Here is a 16,942-nt window from a genome sequence, read left to right on the forward strand (position 1 = left end):
GGCGACCGTCAGTCTATTTGGAGGCAGCGATTAGATCGCTCAGTGCCCCGGGCAGTTCTGGCTGAGTAAAGCTATAGCCGTGCGCCAGCAGCTTCTGTGGGATGACCCGCTGACCGCTCAGCAGTATTTCGTCGGCCATTTCACCGACCAGCAGGCGCAGCAGCCAGGCCGGGATCTTCGCCCGCAGCATCACGTGGCGCATCTGTTGCGCCAGGGCACGGCCGAACTCGCGCTGGGTGACCGGTGCGGGGGCGGTGACATTCACGGCGCCGTGCAGGTCGGCTCTGCTCAGCAGGAAGGCGCAGATATCCAGCACGTCCTGCAAGTGAATCCACGGTAGCCACTGCTGGCCATTGCCGAGTTGCGTGGCCACGCCCCAGTCGAAGGAGCGACGCAGCTCCTGCAGAGGGCCACCGCCCTGGCCGAGCACGACCCCGATGCGAAGCAGGCACACGCGCAAGCCTTGCGCTTCGAATGCGCGTGCATGTTCTTCCCAGTTTCTGCAGAACTGGTGTGAAAAGCAGTCGACAGGTTTGGCAGTTTCATCCAGCCGAGCATCCTGTTGGTGCCCGTAATAGCCCACGGCGGAGGCATTCAATAACACTTCCGGTTTGTCTTGCAGGCGCTGCACCAGTTGCAGCAGGTCATCAGTGACCTGCAGGCGGCTTTGCAGAAAACGTTCCTTGCGTGCTGGCGTCCAGCGGCCTTTGGCCAGCGGCTCGCCAGCAAGATTGATGATGCAGTCGATGCGCTCGTGCGAGGGTATTTGCTCGAGGCTGGTGAGGAAAGTTATGCGGCCACTGAACCCGCCGGAATTGGCAGAAAGGCTGCGCGTCAGGATCAGCACGTCATGGCCCGCCAGGCTCAGCGCGTTGGCCAGGGGGCGGCCAATAAAGCCGGTGCCGCCGGTCATGAGAATCCTCAGCGATTTTCCACTGGCATAGCGCAGGGCGTATGGCTGGCTGCTTGGCGTGTCGCGCGGTGCGAGAAAGTACAGCGGCAAGGCAATCGACAGCGCGGCCAGGGTGTTCAGATAAGTGTGGGCAAGGATGCCGTAATAGGCGGAAATCGCGCTGTCCAGCACGCACCAGAGCAGCAGTGCGGCGAACAGCGCGGGTTTGATCAGCGCGTGGCCGTGTTGGCGGTAGAGGTACACCAGCAGGCTGAACAGCAGGCCCCAACTGGCCACCGTGGGGCCGAACAGGCGCACCATGGTGGTCAGCAGGCTGTGGTATTCCGCCGTCGGCGCCGGGCTGGCAGCCACGCTGGCATACAGATACTGGAAGTACGGCGCGGCGATCGGCAGCTGCGCGGTGAAAGCCAGGACGACACCGAGCAGCACATGGCCGAGGCCAACGGCTAGCAGCCAGCGATAGAGCAGATTTTGCATGGGGCGATCCCTCGCGATCGGTTTGTACGGGTTCTCAGACCAGTCCCAGGACTTTCAACAGAAAGGCATATTCCAGCGCCACGTCCTTCAGCCCCTGGTAGCGCCCGCTCATGCCGCCGTGGCCGGCGCCGAGGTCGGTTTTCAGTAGCAGCAGGTGGTTGTCGGTGCGGGTGGCACGCAGCTTGGCCACCCATTTGGCGGCTTCCCAGTACTGCACGCGGCTGTCGTTGTAGCCGGCCACGGCGAGCAGGGCCGGGTAGGCCTGGGCGAGCACGTTCTCGTAGGGCGCGTAGCCCTTGATGCGCTCGTAGACTTCAGGCTGGTTGGGGTCGCCCCATTCGTCGTACTCGGTGACGGTCAACGGCAGGTCGGGGTTCTGCATGGTGTTGAGCACGTCGACGAAGGGCACTTCGGCGATGGCCGCGGCGAACAGCTCGGGGCGCTGGTTGAGTACAGCACCGATCAGCAGGCCGCCGGCGCTGCCGCCGCTGATGGCCAGTTGCGCGGGCGAGGTCAGGCCGGCAGCGATCAGGTGCTCGGCGCAGGCGATGAAGTCGCCGAAGGTATTTTCTTTGTGCTCCAGCTTGCCGGCGCGGTACCAGGCCTCGCCCAGCTCGCCGCCGCCGCGCACATGGGCGATGGCGAAGACGAAGCCGCGCTCCAGCAGGCTCAGGCGCGCGTGGGAGAACCAGGGATCGAGGCATTCGCCGTAGGCGCCGTAACCATAGAGGTAGAGTGGCGCGGGCTGGTCGGCGGCGAGCACCTCGCGGCGCGCCACCAGGCTGATCGGTACCTGCGTGCCATCCGCGGCGCTGGCCCACAGGCGGCGGCTCTCGTAGGCGTCGGCATCGAAGGGGCCTTCCACCGGGGTCTGCTTGAGGACTTTCTGTGCGGCGCTGCACAGGTCCAGCTGGCGTACCTGCGCTGGGCGGTTAAGCGCCTCATAGCGCAGGCGGATCACCGGGCTGGTGAACTCCAGGCTGTCCTGTACGTGCAGGCTGTAGGCGGCGTCCGGCAATTGCACCGGGTAGGGCGCGGCGCCTCGCGGGTGAACTTCGATGATCGGCAGGCCGCCCTCGCGCAGGCTGAGGATAAAGGCGCCGGCATTCAGGCTGACGCCTTCGAGCATGCGCTGCGGGTCGTGGCCAATCAGCTGCTGCCAGTGCGTGCGGGTCGGCTGTTGCTCGCTCGCTTGGAACAGGGCGAAGTTGATGCCGCTCTGGTTGCTGCGGATCAGCCAGGCCCAGGCACCGTCCAGCTGGCCGTGATCAACATAGTACTCGTGGCCTTCCTCGCGCGGCGCCAGGCAGGTGAATTCCCCCTGCGGCGTATCGGCATCCAGCACCCAGCTTTCGCTGGTGGTCTTGCTGCCGAGCAATAGCACCAGCTGGCGTTCGGAGCTGGTGCGGTAGCAACTGAGGAAGAAGCGTCCGTCACTTTCCTCGAACACCAGCTCGGCAGTGCTTTCACCCAGACGGTGGCGATGCAGCTGGTGCGGCCGATGGGTGTCGTCGAGGGTGGTGAAGAACAGCGTCTGGCTGTCGTTGGCCCAGGTCAGACTGCCATCGCAGTCGTCGAAGGGCAGGGCGCTGATGGTGCCGCTGCGCAGATCCTTGACGAACAGCTGGTAAATCTCGTCGCCCGCGGTATCCAGGCTGTAGCCGAGCAGATTGTGGTCCGGGCTGGTGGTAAAGGCGCCCAGCGACAGGTAGCCGTCGCCGGCCAGTGCGTTGGGGTCGAGCAGCAGCTGTTCGGCGCTTTCGTCCACCGTCAGGCTGCCGTCGGCGGGTAGCGGGCAGCGGTAGTGGCGCGGGTATTCGTCGCCGGCGGTGGTGCGCTGGTAGTACAGCCAGGGGCCCCAGGGGGTCGGCAGCGACAGGTCGGTCTCGCGGATGCGGCCCTTGATCTCTTCGAACAGCGCTTCGCGCAGCGGCGCCTGTTCGGCCAGCTCGGCTTCCAAATAGGCGTTTTCCGCCTTGAGGTAGTCGAGCACCTCGTCGGTGTCACGCTGCTCCAACCAATGGTAAGGATCGGTAGCGGCTTCGCGACGGGCAATCGGGGCGTTGGGCATGGGGCTTCTCATTCAAGAGGGCGGAGAGTCTGTTCACGATCTGGCGAGCTAGAGACAGGCAAGGCGAAATCGGGCGAAGAAGCGCAGTTTACGCGTTGTAAATGAGCATTCTGAGCCCGATTTCAACGCAGCATGGCCGACGCGCAGCGGATCGTGAGCAGACTCTGACGGCAGGGGCGCCGGGGCGCTTAAAAGCCGTTATGATAAGCGCCCCTTTGCCGGCCAAGCCATCAACCCGCATGACTGAACAAGACTATCTGCTTGCCTGGGCCATTTACGCCGTTTCTGCACTTGGCTGCCTGCTGGTCTGGATCCAGCTGACCGGCTGGGTCTGGCGTTGGCTGCGCGAGCCACTGCGCCTGCTGGTGGCCGTGCTGCTGCTGACCCCGACCATCGTCGATCCGGCCAAGGAGCTGTTCGCTCCGGCCATCGCCATCACCGCCATGGACCTGCTGCTCAAGGTTGGCAACAACGCCTGGCGTGCGGTGGCGGACCTGGCCATCTATGGCCTGATCACCTTTGCCGTGTGGCTGGCCTTCGCCGGTCTGCGCTGGCCTGTCGAACGCTGGTGGAAAGCGCGGCGTGCGCCGGCTCCTACCCAGGCCGCAGAAGACGAGCCGACCCTGCGTGAAATGATGGCCCGCGACGACAGCTTCTCGGCCGATACCCGCATGGATGCCAACGGCGACCGCCGCCTGCGCATCGAGCCGCGCCTGTAACGCGGCTTACAGCGCGGCTTGTTGCGCGGACTGCGCCAGGCAGAGACAAGGAGTGCCCATGAACTGCGTGTTCTGCGCCATCGCCGACGGCCAGCTGCCGGCCCATATCGTCCATGAGGACGAACACTTCCTGGTGCTGCTGGATATCTTCCCGTTGCGCCCGGCCCATCTGCTGATCGTCGCCAAGGGCCATGCACCGCTCCTCGCCGACCTGCCGATGGTTGCCCGCGAGGCCCTGCTGGCCTTGGCCGACCGAGTGGGGCAGGCGCTCTATCGCAGCGATCCGAGCGTGTTGGGGATCAACTTCCTGCTCAACGACGGCCCGGTCGCCAATCAGCACGTCCCGCACCTGCATCTGCATCTGATTCCGCGCCGCACAGGCGACCTGGCGGCGTTATGCTGGCGCACCCTTACCCGCTTCCTGCCGCTGGGCCGCAAGCGCATCGAGGCGCGCCTGCAGCGCGAGGCACAGCTGCTGCGCAGCGCCCTGCAATGAGAGCTAGCAAGCATGTGTGAACTGCTCGGCATGAGTGCCAACGTACCCACCGATATCGTGTTCAGCTTCACCGGGCTGATGCAGCGCGGCGGTGGCACCGGCCCGCACCGCGACGGCTGGGGCATTGCCTTCTACGAGGGCCGTGGCCTGCGCCTGTTCCAGGACCCGGCAGCCAGCGTCGAGTCGGAAGTCGCACGGCTGGTGCAGCGCTACCCGATCAAGAGCGAAACGGTGATCGGCCATATCCGCCAGGCCAACGTCGGCCAGGTCTCGCTGGCCAACACCCATCCCTTCGTGCGCGAGCTGTGGGGGCGCAACTGGTGCTTCGCGCACAACGGCCAACTGGCCGATTTTGCCCCCTCGACCAGCTTCTACCGGCCGGTGGGTGACACCGACAGCGAAGCGGCCTTCTGCGACCTGCTCAACCGCGTGCGCAGTGCCTTTCCTGAGCCGGTGCCGGTTGAGGCCCTGCTGCCTGTGCTGATCCAGGCGGCCCAGCATTACCGCCGCCACGGTGTGTTCAACTGCCTGCTGAGCAATGGCGACTGGCTGTTCGCCTTCTGCTCGACCAAGCTGGCACAGATCACCCGGCGCGCGCCGTTTGGTCCGGCGCGGTTGAAGGATGCCGAAGTGCTGGTGGATTTCCAGGCGGAAACCACGCCCAACGATGTGGTGACGGTGATTGCCACCGAGCCGCTGACCGATAACGAGCGCTGGAACCTGTTCCAGCCAGGCGAATGGAGCCTGTGGCGGCGCGGTGAGCGCTTGGCCCATGGGCAGATGGGGGAGTAGGGCAATGTTTCGAGGTTATCTGCGGCTGGTGCTGTTCGGCCTGGGCCTGCTGGTCGGGGTGCAGGTGCCGGGGTTTATCGACGATTACGGCAAGCGTGTGGCTGCGCAGCGAGCCGAATCCGAGGAAAGCCTGACTGGTTTCCGCGAGACTGCCGCGCGTTTTTTCAATGGCGACCTCAACGCCCTGGTCAGCCACTATCGAGCCAGTACCGATGAGGTGATGCGCAGCGACGCGCAAAGTGTCGAGCATCTGGTGCGCCGTTCCGAACTGCTGGAAAGCGAATGGCTGGCCATGCAGGGCCCCTGGTATGCCCAGGCCTGGCACCTGGCCAGTGCGGCGGATCAGAAAATGCTGGAGGAAACCATCGAGGCCTACAGCTATCAGGTCCTGCTGGCGCCGCAGGCGATTGCCTGGGCCCTGGCGAGCGGTTTGCTGCTGGCCTGGCTGGTGGAACTGATCGTGCTGGGCGCCGGCTGGACCCTTGGCGTCGGGCGCAAGCACAAGGTCATCGCCCACGAGAAGCGCCACTGGCGCTGAGCCAGCGGTTAGTGCATGTAGCCGAGCCGGTTGCTGCCTAGGCCGTGCAGGCGCCCGCGAGTAGCGTGCTGGATCTGCGCAACACGGTTGGTGCCCCCAAGATTTTTAATCACCCAGGTTGTAGACAAGGGCCGGAAACGGCTCTTGGTGTTTTTGCTTATGACTTCAAGGATGACGTTGCGTGAAACGATTGGTGATCTGCTGTGCCCTCATGATTTTGGCGGCGACTCAGGCGCAGGCCGATGGCCCCTTCTACAGCGGCAAGACGCTGCTCCATCCACTGGTTAATGCCAGTCCACAAGTAGAGGGCAAACTGGCGTTCCTCCGTGAGAGTGGTGAGGTGATTGGCCGCTACGAAGTCAAGTACGACGCCGGCGAGCACCTGGTAAAAGACCTGGATGGTTTCGACAATGCCCACATCGATGCGGTGTTCTATGCCGACCTGACGGGCAAGGGCGACAGCACCCTGGTGATGTTCAGTGAGCAGGGGCAGACCCGCGTGCGCGCCTACCTGTGGGACCCCACTAGCGACAGCTTGCGCTATATGCCGGCGGCGCAACGGCTGCTGGACTCCCTGACGTTGGGGCGGGGTATGCGCACGGCGCTGGAGATCAAGAATGCAATTTACGAGCTGCTGCCTTTCGACTATTCGCGGACCTACGCCTCTACCGATATTGCCGCATTCGACCAGCTGAATCACAGCGCTGGCGAGGTCGTGGCCGTGTTCGACAAGGAGGGGCAGGCGCTTGAGACCAATGCATCGGGTCGGCATCTGATCAAGAAGACTTTTCTGCAGCGAGACGGTCGCTGGTTGACCGCGCGCTATGTCCGAGCAGACGAACAGGACTATCGCTTCGTGCTGCAGCAGATCGCCTGGGAGCGAGAGCCCAAGACGCTTGAAGGACTGCTCGATGGGGATTCGGTGAAGTTCGTGATTTCAGGCAGCCGGGGCCTGATCCACGAGCGCGGCGAGTACCGTTTGGGCAAGCGAGTAGGGATTTGGATGCACGCTGAGGAAGATGGTCGTTTCAGGTCGCGTGGTGAGTATGTGGAGGGGCGGCCGGAGGGCCTCTGGACCGTCCAGGGCGCCGAAGGGCAATACCAGAATGGACTCAGGGAGGGTGTCTGGCGCAAACCCATGCCGGACGGTGCTCGTTGGGAGGGCAGTTACAAGCTCAATCGGTTGGAGGGCCCAGCGCGTGTTTTCAATCGCGAGGGGCAGTTACAGCTTGAGGAGCACTATGTAGCAGGGGTGAAGGAAGGTCTGCTCAAGCGTTACAACGATGCCGGCAAGCTGGTTTTGCAAGAAGAGTACAAGGCTAATCTTTTGCATGGTCGCCAGCTGACGTATGCGGATGATGGCAGCTTCATCAGGAAGGATATTTCCTATCGAGAAGGCCGCAAGCATGGCCCTTTCCGCAGCAATTACTCGGCTAATTTGCCAGAGAACATCGGTAATTATCGTCACAACGAGCTATTCGGACGACTGCAGCAATATGTCGCTGAAGGCTACATGTATTCAGACAGTAATTACTGCCAGCGCCTGCAGGGTACTTATGCCACGCGATATCACTGCGGCGAGTGGACGGAGTACCGGGCAGAGGGGGAGGTGCGCTCCAGGGTCCTCTATGTAAATGGCGATGCTCAAGTGGGCGTCTATTACTACGAAGACGGCACGCTCAAGGAGCAGCGCAAGGAAGTTGACGGCGCTCTAGAGGTGCAGACGTATCACCCCAATGGCCAGTTGAACTGTAGCAAGCAGCTTGCGCCTGCCGGGTTTGAGGATGTGGATAACAAGCGCCTTGCTTACTACAACATCACCAGCGATGAGGTGGGTGATTCGCGCTGTTATTACCCGAGCGGTCAATTGCAGTGGGAAATGCTCACCGAGAACGGACAGCGCAGCTGTCGTCGATCCTTCGATGAGAATGGCAAGCAGACCAGCCCCGGTCCCGAGGGTTGCAAGAAGCCGGAAGTGCCGAAAAGAACCTTTTACTTCGAGTAAAGCGCAGTCAATGAAACAGAACGGGCCCCCTGCGGGCCCGTTGTTTTTACTGGGTCAGAACGCGCATGCCTTCTTCCAGTCTGTGGCAGGTCTATCGGCACAAACCACAGGCAGAAGCAGCAAAGTGGAGTTGATTGACTAGGCTGAGTGAGATCGCTGTGCCCTCATGCTGTCCGGCACGCGACTCGCGGACCTGGCCATGCTGACAGCGATCACCCTGGCTCGGTGTCTAGATTCGCTTTCTTCCTGTGGAGAGGCGTCATGCGTGTCTGTCATCGCTACACCCTTCTGCTTGCTCTGGTGGCCTTGTCCGCCTGTTCGGACGAGGAAACGCCACCCCAGGCGCAGGCCCCGGCTGCCGCTCCTGCAGTCGCCGCCCCGGCGGCGGCTCCCAGCCCGGCCCCGGCCCCTGCGCCAGTGCCGGCTGCTGCGGTCAGTGCCATCTACAGCGCGGAGCAACTCGATCAGATGCTGGCGCCGCTGGCCCTGTATCCGGACGCGCTGCTGGCCCAGGTATTGATGGCCGCGACCTATCCGGGCGATGTCGCCGACGCGGTGGCCTGGTCCAAAGCTAACCCGGACAGCAGCGGCGATGTTGCTGTGCGTGCGGTCGCGGAGCAGCCCTGGGACCCGAGCGTGCAGTCGCTGGTGGCCTTCCCCGCGGCGCTGGCCACCCTCGGCCAGGATCCGGCCTGGGTGCAGCGGCTGGGCGATGCCTTCCTCGCCGACCCCAATGCCGTGATGGATTCGGTGCAGCGCTTGCGGCGCCAGGCACAAGCGGCCGGCAACCTGGAGTCCAACGAGCAGCAGCGCGTCACTGAGCAGCCCGCCGCACCTGCCCCGGCACCCGCGCCGAGCAGCTCGGGCGAGGTGGTACAGCAGCCTGCAGCCCCATCCACCATCATCATCGAGCCGGCCCAGCCGCAGGTCGTCTATGTGCCCAGCTACAACCCCAGCGTGGTCTACGGCACCTGGCCCTATCCGTCCCAGCCGGCCTATTACCCGCCACCGCCGGGCTACTACTTCGGTGGCGCGCTGGCTACCGGCCTGGGCTTTGCGGCCGGCGTGGCAATCATCGATTCGCTGTGGGGCGATTGCGATTGGGACAACGACGATATCGACATCGACGTCGATCGCTACAACAACATCAATTCCAACCGGCAGATCAATGCCAACCAGAACAACTGGCAGCACAACGCGATCAACCGTGACGGCGTGCCCTACCGCGACCAGGCCAGCCGCGAGAAATTCAACCAGCGGGTGCCCGGCAGCGAACAGCGCGATGCGTTCCGTGGGCGCGATACGGCGCAAGCCGCTGACCGTGAGCGGGCGCGCCAGTCCCTGCAAGAGCGTGGCATTGAAACGCCGGCTACCAGCAACCGCGAGGCCCGCGACCGCGCCCAGGCGGCAACCCGCGAGATTGACCGCGATCCGCAGGCCCGTGAGCGGCTCCAGGGTTCGACCCGTGATGTCAGTCGTGATCAGGCCCGCGAGCGCGCTCAGGCGGTGAACCGGGATGCTCAGGTGCGCCAGCGCGCCCAGGCATCGACCCGTGATGCCCAGGCGCGCCAGCAGCGTGCGGCGAGCAATCCGCAGGCGCGCCAGCAGGTGCGTCAGCAGCAAGCCAGCAGCCCGCGCACGCGCGACAACGCTTTCAGCGGTGCCCGCAGCCCCTCGCAGTCGCGCGCCCAAGCCAGTCGCGGGCAAACCAGTCGGGCCGCCGCCAGTCGGCCGCAAACGGCACGCAGCAGCGGCCAGACCGTGCAACGTGCCGCCCGGGCACCGTCCCGCAGCAGCAGCAGCGGCGGCCGTCGGCGCTGACAGGAGAATCACCATGATTGCTGGATTCCGTTTGTTCTCGATCCTCTTGCTGGCCGTTCTGACCCAGGCCGCACAGGCGCAACAGGCCTATCCCAGTGCGGATGCCGCCGCCGAGGCGCTGGTGGCCGCACTGGGTAGCGAAAAGGGCGATGCCGAGCGCCTGGCGGCCTTGCTCGGTGACGACTGGAAAAGCTATATCCCGACGGGTGACGTCGAGCGCGAAGACGTCGATGCCTTTCTCGCCCTCTATCGCGAGAAACATGTAATCGAGCCTGCTGCGGAAGGGCGGGCCGCCCTGGTGGTCGGCAATACGCCCTGGACCTTCCCCTTGCCACTGGTCCAGGACAAGGCCGGCTGGACCTTCGATACCAAGACCGGCGGCGAAGAGATCCGGGTGCGCCGTATCGGTCGTAACGAACTGGCCACCGTGCAGGCAGCGCTGGCCTACCACGATGCGCAGATGGATTACGCCGAGGTCGATCGCGACGGCGACGGGGTTCTCGAGTACGCGCAAAAGTTCATCAGCAGCGATGGCCTGTATGACGGCCTGTACTGGGCTGAGGAGCCGGGTATCGAGCAAAGCCCGCTCGGCCCGCTGTTCGGTGACGAACTGCCCGATGGTGAGTGGCAGGGCTACCACTACCGTATCCTCGGCGCCCAGGGGCCTTCGGCACCGGGTGGTGCCTACGGCTACCAGCTTGGCGACAACATGAGCCGCGGCTTTGCCCTGATCGCCTGGCCGGCCCGCTATGCCGACAGCGGCGTGATGAGCTTCATGATCAGTCACGATGGCCAGGTGTTCGAGAAGGATCTGGGGCCGGACGGTGCCCAGTTGGCGACGGCCATGAGCCGTTTCGACCCGGACAGCAGCTGGAGCGAGGTGGCGGCAGAGGCTGAGGAGCAAGTGCTGGCGACGCCTTGAGAGAGGCTGCCGGTGCAGTAAAACAGAACAGGCTGCCTGTAGCGAAAACGCCGCTGTCCCTTGCGGGGCAGCGGCGTTCTGCTGTTGTAGGAGCGAGCTCTGCTCGCGAAGCGCTGGTGTCGTCAGGTTCGCGAGCAGAGCTCGCTCCTACCGGTTGATCCGGGCGGGGGTAATTTGCCTAGGTCAGCCGGTTTTTACTTGGTCAGAAAGCGCATGCCTTCTTCCAGGCCACGCAACGTCAGCGGGTGCATCTGGTCGTTGAGCAGCTCGCGGACGATGTTGGTCGAGGCGGTGTAGCTCCACGCGTCCTTGGGGTACGGGTTGATCCAGATAAGCTTCTTGTACTTGTCCATGAAGCGCTTGATCCACACGTAGCCGGCTTCCTCGTTCCAGTGCTCGACGCTGCCGCCGGGCTGGGTAATTTCGTAGGGCGCCATGGCCGCATCGCCAACGAAGATCACCTTGTAGTCTGCGCCGTACTTGTGCAGCAGATCGAGGGTGGAGAAGCGCTCGGAGGTGCGGCGCAGGTTGTTCTTCCACACCGACTCGTACACGCAGTTGTGGAAGTAGAAGTACTCCAGGTGCTTGAACTCGGTCTTGCATGCCGAGAACAGCTCTTCGCAGACCTTGACGTGGGCATCCATCGAACCGCCGATGTCGAACAGCAACAGCAGCTTCACCGTGTTGCGCCGCTCCGGACGCATCTGGATGTTGAGCAGGCCGCCGTCTTTCGCCGTGTGGTCGATGGTGCCGCCGAGGTCGAACTCTTCCGCAGCGCCTTCGCGGGCAAACTTGCGCAGACGGCGCAGGGCCACCTTGATGTTGCGCGTGCCCAGCTCGACCTGGTCGTCGAGGTTCTTGTACTCGCGCTGGTCCCAGACCTTGACCGCTTTGCCCTGGCGCTTGCCGGCATCGCCGACGCGCACGCCTTCCGGGTTGTAGCCGCCGGAGCCGAACGGGCTGGTGCCACCGGTGCCGATCCACCTGTTGCCGCCGGCGTGGCGCTCCTTCTGCTCCTCGAGGCGCTTCTTGAACTCCTCGATCAGCTTGTCCAGGCCGCCGAGGGTCTGGATCTGTGCCTTCTCCTCGTCAGTCAGGTGCTTCTCGAATTCCTTGCGCAGCCAGTCTTCCGGGATCATCGCCTCAAGGAAGTCGTCGAGCTTCTCCAGGCCCTTGAAGTAGGCGGCGAAGGCGCGGTCGAATTTGTCGAAGTGGCGCTCGTCCTTGACCATCACCGTGCGGGCGAGAAAGTAGAACTCGTCCATATCGGCGAAGATCACGTGCTGTTTCAGCGCATTGATCAGGTCGAGCAGCTCGCGTACCGACACCGGCACCTTGGCTGCGCGCATTTCATTGAACAGGTTGAGCAGCATGGTGGATTTCTCCCGATTACCCGTAGGGTGGATGACGCTCTTCTCATCCACCGGGCCTGTACGGCGTAGGTGCTGGATCAGGTGGAAAACGCTTCGCGGTTTTCCACCCTACGTCCTTCTCGATGCAAGGGCTCGCGAGCTAGAGTCAGGCAAGGCGGAATCAGGTGAGAAAGCGGAATTTACGTCTGTAAGCATTATTCGCTTCGCTCACCCCTTCGGGGCCGCCCTATGGGCGTTCAGTGGCAAGCCACTGTCCGAACCTGATTCCAACGCAGCATGGCCGACGCGCAGCAGCCCGATTTTCAGCGCGAAGCGCGGCGGCTCATGAACGCCAGGCGCTCTAGCAACTGCACATCCTGCTCGTTCTTCACCAGGGCGCCGGCCAGCGGCGGGATGGCCTTGGTCGGATCGCGCTCGCGCAGCACCGCTTCGCCGATGTTGTCGGCCATCAGCAGCTTGAGCCAGTCGACCAGCTCGCTGGTGGACGGCTTCTTCTTCAGGCCCGGTACCTTGCGCACGTCGAAGAACACGTCGAGCGCCTCGGCCACCAGCTCGTTGCTGATGTTCGGGTAGTGCACGTCGACGATCTTCTGCAGGGTGTTGCGATCCGGGAAGGCGATGTAGTGGAAGAAGCAGCGGCGCAGGAAGGCGTCCGGCAGTTCCTTCTCGTTGTTCGAGGTGATGATGATGATCGGGCGCTGCTTGGCCTTGATCGTCTCGTTGGTTTCGTAAACGTAGAACTCCATCTTGTCGAGTTCTTGCAGCAGGTCGTTGGGGAACTCGATGTCGGCCTTGTCGATCTCGTCGATCAGCAGGATCACCCGCTCTTCGGCCTCGAAGGCCTCCCACAGCTTGCCCTTCTTGATGTAGTTGCGTACGTCGTGAACCTTGTCCGAGTCCAGCTGCGAGTCGCGCAGGCGGCTGACCGCGTCGTACTCATACAGACCCTGGTGGGCCTTGGTGGTGGACTTGATGTGCCAGGTGATCAGCTTGGCGCCGAAGGACTCGGCCAGCTGCTCGGCGAGCATGGTCTTGCCGGTGCCTGGCTCACCCTTGACCAGCAGTGGACGCTGCAGGGTGATGGCGGCGTTGACCGCGAGCTTGAGGTCGTCGGTGGCGACGTAGGACTGGGTGCCTTCGAACTTCATCTGGAAAATCCTCGAACGACCGCGCCGCGGGGCGCTGCCGGGTGGTTCGGTGGTGACTGAAGGGCCGACTATAACGCGCACGGCGGGGGACTGTGAACGCAGACGTGGCATTCAGTCACTGAATGGCGGGTCATGCCGAGTTTGGCTGCAAATATGGCGGGATCGCCCTGTTCACTCGGCCGGGGGCGAGTTTTCGAAGCGGTTGTTGAAGGCCTCGATGAAGGCGTTGCGCAGTATCTCGAGGAATACTTGCAGGCCGCTGACGTCCTGCTGGTGGACGTTGCCGCTGAGCTCCACGCGGGTGGCGAACTGGCCGGTGGGCTGGTTGCGCAGCGCTGTCTCGCCACTGCCCACCAGCGCCTCCCAGATGGAGCGGAAGAAGCCCTTGGATTCCTCCTCCACGTCCTGCTGCCAGTTGAACACTTCGACATCGCGCAGCAGCGGCTTCACATAGCCGCTGAGCCGGCCCTGGTCGGCCGTGGCCTCGATCACCAGGTCGCCGTGGCCGGCGTTGAAATCGAATTTGCCGTAGGCGCTGGAGAAGTCGTTGAGCTTGCGCAGTTCGATGTTGGTGGCGCGCAGGCGGAGTTCGAAGTCGTCGAAGTTCTCGAAGGGGTCGAACACCACCGTGGCCTCCAGCGGCGCATGGTCCAGCAGCAGGGCGCGGCCCTCGAAGCGGGCGACCCGTTCGCCGTGCTTGTCGGCGACATTGGTCAGGTTGTACAGGCTGGCATTGACGTCGCTGGCCTGCAGGTGCACTGGCGGCTGCGAAGTGAAATTGCGGAAGGTGATGCGGCCGTTGACCACGCGTATCTCGTCGAGGGTGATCGGTAGCAGTTTCTCCAGTTGGGCGCGCCAGTTCACCCCGGCACCGGTCTGGGTGTCCTCGGGCCGCTCGCCACCATCGACGAAGTTCAGCTCGGGGCTCTCGAACAGCGCCCGCGCCACCACACCCTGGTCGTACCACAGCGCATGCCAGCTCACCGCCAGGTCGATCGAGGGGGCGTCCAGCAGCGGCACCGGCACGTCGCCGGCGACCTTGACGATCTCCAGGCCGTTGATGCGGTAGGCACCGCGCCACCAGGCCAGGTCGACGTCGGCGATCTGGCCACGGTAATCGCCCATGGCCGCCAGCTTGTCGTTGAGGTAGTCGCGGATCAGGTAGGGCAGGGCCAGGTGCAGTGCCAGCACCAGGGCGACCAGGCCGAAAACGATAGTGAGAGGTAGGCTGTAGCGGCGTTTCATCGGGGCGTCCGGCGCAGCGGGTGTTATGGGTGGACTGCCAAGCGTGCCGCAGAGTTCGACCGGCGTGCGCTGGACGATCCTTTCGAGCGAGCTTAGGCTGTCTGGCCCGGGTATCGATAAGGACAAAGGACCATGAGCCGCATCTACGCTGACAACGCCCAGTCCATCGGCAATACGCCGCTGGTACAGATCAATCGCCTCGGCCCCAAGGGTGTAACTATTCTGGCGAAAATCGAGGGGCGCAACCCGGGCTATTCGGTCAAATGCCGGATTGGCGCCAGCATGATCTGGGACGCCGAGTCGCGCGGCCTGCTCAACCCGGGCATGACCATCGTCGAGCCGACTTCCGGCAACACCGGCATCGGCCTGGCCTTCGTCGCTGCCGCCCGTGGCTACAAGCTGCTGCTGACCATGCCGGCTTCCATGAGCCTGGAGCGGCGCAAGGTGCTCAAGGCCCTGGGCGCCGAGCTGGTACTGACCGAGCCGGCCAAGGGCATGAAAGGCGCCATCGAGAAGGCCAACGAGATCGCCAGCGCCGACCCGAGCAAGTACTTCCAGCCTGGGCAGTTCGACAACCCGGCCAACCCAGCGATCCACGAGAAGACCACCGGTCCGGAAATCTGGAACGACACCGACGGCGCCATCGACGTGCTGGTGGCGGGCGTCGGCACCGGCGGCACCATTACCGGCGTGTCGCGCTACATCAAGCACAGCCGGCACAAGCCGATTCTTTCGGTGGCGGTTGAGCCGATTGGCTCGCCGGTGATCACCCAGGCCATGGCCGGCGAGGAAATCAAGCCGAGCCCGCACAAGATCCAGGGCATCGGTGCTGGTTTCGTGCCGAAGAATCTCGACCTGTCGATTGTCGACCGCGTCGAGCGGGTCAGCGACGAGGAGTCCAAGGCCATGGCCCTGCGCCTGATGCAGGAAGAAGGCATCCTCTGTGGCATTTCCTGCGGCGCGGCGATGGCCGCGGCGGTGCGCCTGGCCGAGCGCGCGGAGATGCAGGGCAAGACCATAGTGGTGATCCTGCCGGACTCCGGCGAGCGCTACCTGTCGAGCATGCTGTTCAGTGATTTGTTTACTGAACAAGAGTTGCAACAGTAAGTACCGTTCCGATCTGCTGCGCGTCGGCGATACTGCGTTGAAGATGGCCTCGGAAAGCCGCTTGCGGCTAATGCGCTTCAGCGCGGCCCGAAGGGCGAGTGAAGCGAGTACTGCTCATTTACAAAACGTAAACTCCGCGCCCTCGGCCATCTGATTCGCTGGCGCTCACCCTTCGGGCCAGCCTTTGGCTGTTACTCCCGTTGGTCGTTGCGCCTTGTCTCGCTCTAGCTCGCGAGATCGGGCCTCGGACTTTGATGACAAAGCCGCCCTAGGGCGGCTTTGTCGTTTCATGTAGCCCGGATGCAATCCGGGAAACAGGCAGCTCCGCTCCCGGATTGCATCCGGGCTACGCCTTGGCCAGTGTTTTGACCGGGCTGCTCGGCCGCACCACCAGCCACAGGGCGATGGCGATCAGCACGCTGCCCGGCAGGTAGGCCCAGGTCAGCGGCTCGTCCAGCAGCAGGGCGCCCCACAGCACGCCGAAAGGCGGGATCAGGAAGGTGGTGGTGCTGGCCTTGATCGGGCCGATATCGCTGAGCAGGCGGAAGTACAGGACATAGGCGAAAGCGGTGCAGACCAGGCCCAGCGCCGCCAGCGACAGCCACACCTCGATGCCGCCCCAGCTGGCCGGTGGCTGCAGCGCCAGGCTGCCGGCGAACAGCGGCAGGAGGAACAGGCTGGCACCGCACAGGCTGGCGAAGGCGGTCAGGCGATTGTCCAGGCCGCCCTGCTGGCCGATCCATTTGCGCGTGAGAAAGCCGGCGAAGCCATAGCAGGTGGTCGCCACCAGGCAGGCGCCGGCGCCGAGCAGCAGTTCCAGGTCGAAGGCCACCGGGCCGGTGCGGGTCAGCACCGCCACGCCGAACAGGCCGAGGGCCACGCCAGCCGCCTTGCTCGGGGTCATGGCTTCGCTGAAGAACAGCGCGCCGATCAGCACGCCCATCAGCGGGGTGGTGGCATTGAATATCGCCGAGTAGCCAGCCGGCAGGATTTGCGCGGCCAGGCAGTACATGGCCGAGGGCAGGCCGGCGTTGATCACCCCAAGCACCAGGCAGGTCTTGAACTTGCCGCCAAACGCCCAGGCCGGACGCGCCAGCAGGAGGAATACCAGCAGGCCAATGGCACCAAGGGAGGCGCGGAAGAATGCAGTGGGCATGCTGCCGAGTACCGGCACGGCCACGCGCATGAACAGAAAGCTGGCGCCCCAGATGGCGGCGAGCAGCATGAGGCGGAACAGGTCGGCAGGTTTCATCGGGCGGCACGCTTGGGCAGAGCCGCACAGGTTACGCCAGCCAACGCCTCGCGCAATGCGCAG

The 16,942-nt window shown here is 63.9% G+C and carries 14 protein-coding genes; 8 read left to right on the forward strand and 6 right to left on the reverse strand.

Annotated features, from left to right (window positions below; translation table 11 throughout):
• Positions 1 to 13 precede the first annotated feature (13 nt).
• Both HNE05_RS07265 and HNE05_RS07270 read right to left on the reverse strand, forming a co-directional pair.
• On the reverse strand, positions 14 to 1,390 hold the full coding sequence (locus tag HNE05_RS07265; protein ID WP_173204949.1) for a TIGR01777 family oxidoreductase: 1,377 nt from the start codon (positions 1,388 to 1,390) through the stop codon (positions 14 to 16).
• Positions 1,391 to 1,424: 34 nt separating this feature from the next.
• Positions 1,425 to 3,473 carry a S9 family peptidase gene (locus tag HNE05_RS07270; protein ID WP_420826992.1) on the reverse strand — a complete coding sequence of 683 codons (2,049 nt, stop codon included), beginning with the start codon at positions 3,471 to 3,473 and terminating at the stop codon, positions 1,425 to 1,427.
• 227 nt (positions 3,474 to 3,700) lie between these two features.
• On the opposite strand from HNE05_RS07270, the gene HNE05_RS07275 reads away from it, so the two are divergent.
• The 7 genes from HNE05_RS07275 (at position 3,701) to HNE05_RS07305 (ending at position 10,754) form a co-directional block, all read left to right on the forward strand.
• The gene (locus HNE05_RS07275) at positions 3,701 to 4,180 is read left to right on the forward strand and encodes an MFS transporter (RefSeq protein ID WP_173204955.1); all 480 of its coding nucleotides are present in this window, start codon (positions 3,701 to 3,703) and stop codon (positions 4,178 to 4,180) included.
• Between the two features lie 58 nt (positions 4,181 to 4,238).
• On the forward strand, positions 4,239 to 4,676 hold the full coding sequence (locus tag HNE05_RS07280) for an HIT family protein (RefSeq protein WP_173204959.1): 438 nt from the start codon (positions 4,239 to 4,241) through the stop codon (positions 4,674 to 4,676).
• A gap of 12 nt (positions 4,677 to 4,688) precedes the next feature.
• On the forward strand, positions 4,689 to 5,468 hold the full coding sequence (locus HNE05_RS07285; protein WP_173204962.1) for a class II glutamine amidotransferase: 780 nt from the start codon (positions 4,689 to 4,691) through the stop codon (positions 5,466 to 5,468).
• Positions 5,469 to 5,472: 4 nt separating this feature from the next.
• A complete protein-coding gene (locus HNE05_RS07290) occupies positions 5,473 to 6,006 on the forward strand; it encodes a DUF2937 family protein (protein ID WP_173204963.1) in 534 nt (177 codons plus the stop codon).
• Between the two features lie 181 nt (positions 6,007 to 6,187).
• A complete protein-coding gene (locus HNE05_RS07295) occupies positions 6,188 to 8,011 on the forward strand; it encodes a toxin-antitoxin system YwqK family antitoxin (protein ID WP_173204966.1) in 1,824 nt (607 codons plus the stop codon).
• A gap of 261 nt (positions 8,012 to 8,272) precedes the next feature.
• Positions 8,273 to 9,832: a DUF3300 domain-containing protein gene (locus tag HNE05_RS07300; RefSeq protein ID WP_173204968.1), complete on the forward strand. Its 1,560-nt coding sequence runs from the start codon at positions 8,273 to 8,275 to the stop codon at positions 9,830 to 9,832.
• Positions 9,833 to 9,845: 13 nt separating this feature from the next.
• Complete coding sequence (locus HNE05_RS07305) at positions 9,846 to 10,754, forward strand: DUF2950 domain-containing protein (protein WP_173204970.1); 909 nt, start codon at positions 9,846 to 9,848, stop codon at positions 10,752 to 10,754.
• Between the two features lie 194 nt (positions 10,755 to 10,948).
• On the opposite strand, the gene HNE05_RS07310 is transcribed toward HNE05_RS07305, so the two are convergent.
• The 3 genes from HNE05_RS07310 to HNE05_RS07320 form a co-directional block, all read right to left on the reverse strand.
• Positions 10,949 to 12,127: a vWA domain-containing protein gene (locus HNE05_RS07310; RefSeq protein ID WP_173204972.1), complete on the reverse strand. Its 1,179-nt coding sequence runs from the start codon at positions 12,125 to 12,127 to the stop codon at positions 10,949 to 10,951.
• A gap of 302 nt (positions 12,128 to 12,429) precedes the next feature.
• The gene (locus tag HNE05_RS07315) at positions 12,430 to 13,275 is read right to left on the reverse strand and encodes an AAA family ATPase (RefSeq protein ID WP_173204974.1); all 846 of its coding nucleotides are present in this window, start codon (positions 13,273 to 13,275) and stop codon (positions 12,430 to 12,432) included.
• Positions 13,276 to 13,446: 171 nt separating this feature from the next.
• A complete protein-coding gene (locus HNE05_RS07320) occupies positions 13,447 to 14,520 on the reverse strand; it encodes a DUF748 domain-containing protein (protein WP_173204976.1) in 1,074 nt (357 codons plus the stop codon).
• Between the two features lie 132 nt (positions 14,521 to 14,652).
• Here HNE05_RS07320 and cysK point away from each other — a divergent pair, with 132 nt between their 5' ends.
• Positions 14,653 to 15,627 carry a cysteine synthase A gene (cysK, locus tag HNE05_RS07325; RefSeq protein WP_173204978.1) on the forward strand — a complete coding sequence of 325 codons (975 nt, stop codon included), beginning with the start codon at positions 14,653 to 14,655 and terminating at the stop codon, positions 15,625 to 15,627.
• Positions 15,628 to 15,973: 346 nt separating this feature from the next.
• Here cysK and HNE05_RS07330 read toward each other — a convergent pair whose 3' ends face one another.
• Positions 15,974 to 16,879: a DMT family transporter gene (locus tag HNE05_RS07330; protein WP_173204980.1), complete on the reverse strand. Its 906-nt coding sequence runs from the start codon at positions 16,877 to 16,879 to the stop codon at positions 15,974 to 15,976.
• Between the last annotated feature and the right edge of the window lie 63 nt (positions 16,880 to 16,942).

The organism is Pseudomonas campi (genome assembly GCF_013200955.2).
In the GTDB taxonomy this organism is placed as follows: Bacteria; Pseudomonadota; Gammaproteobacteria; order Pseudomonadales; family Pseudomonadaceae; genus Aquipseudomonas; species Aquipseudomonas campi.

Bases quoted from the DNA above. Each gene is read 5' to 3' on its own strand.
- HNE05_RS07275 (WP_173204955.1), top strand. From the start codon at position 3,701: ATGACTGAACAAGACTATCTGCTTGCCTGGGCCATTTACGCCGTTTCT.
- HNE05_RS07310 (WP_173204972.1), bottom strand. From the start codon at position 12,127: ATGCTGCTCAACCTGTTCAATGAAATGCGCGCAGCCAAGGTGCCGGTG.
- HNE05_RS07330 (WP_173204980.1), bottom strand. From the start codon at position 16,879: ATGAAACCTGCCGACCTGTTCCGCCTCATGCTGCTCGCCGCCATCTGG.
- HNE05_RS07280 (WP_173204959.1), top strand. From the start codon at position 4,239: ATGAACTGCGTGTTCTGCGCCATCGCCGACGGCCAGCTGCCGGCCCAT.
- HNE05_RS07300 (WP_173204968.1), top strand. From the start codon at position 8,273: ATGCGTGTCTGTCATCGCTACACCCTTCTGCTTGCTCTGGTGGCCTTG.
- HNE05_RS07290 (WP_173204963.1), top strand. From the start codon at position 5,473: ATGTTTCGAGGTTATCTGCGGCTGGTGCTGTTCGGCCTGGGCCTGCTG.
- HNE05_RS07305 (WP_173204970.1), top strand. From the start codon at position 9,846: ATGATTGCTGGATTCCGTTTGTTCTCGATCCTCTTGCTGGCCGTTCTG.
- cysK (WP_173204978.1), top strand. From the start codon at position 14,653: ATGAGCCGCATCTACGCTGACAACGCCCAGTCCATCGGCAATACGCCG.
- HNE05_RS07265 (WP_173204949.1), bottom strand. From the start codon at position 1,390: ATGCAAAATCTGCTCTATCGCTGGCTGCTAGCCGTTGGCCTCGGCCAT.
- HNE05_RS07320 (WP_173204976.1), bottom strand. From the start codon at position 14,520: ATGAAACGCCGCTACAGCCTACCTCTCACTATCGTTTTCGGCCTGGTC.
- HNE05_RS07285 (WP_173204962.1), top strand. From the start codon at position 4,689: ATGTGTGAACTGCTCGGCATGAGTGCCAACGTACCCACCGATATCGTG.
- HNE05_RS07270 (WP_420826992.1), bottom strand. From the start codon at position 3,473: ATGAGAAGCCCCATGCCCAACGCCCCGATTGCCCGTCGCGAAGCCGCT.
- HNE05_RS07315 (WP_173204974.1), bottom strand. From the start codon at position 13,275: ATGAAGTTCGAAGGCACCCAGTCCTACGTCGCCACCGACGACCTCAAG.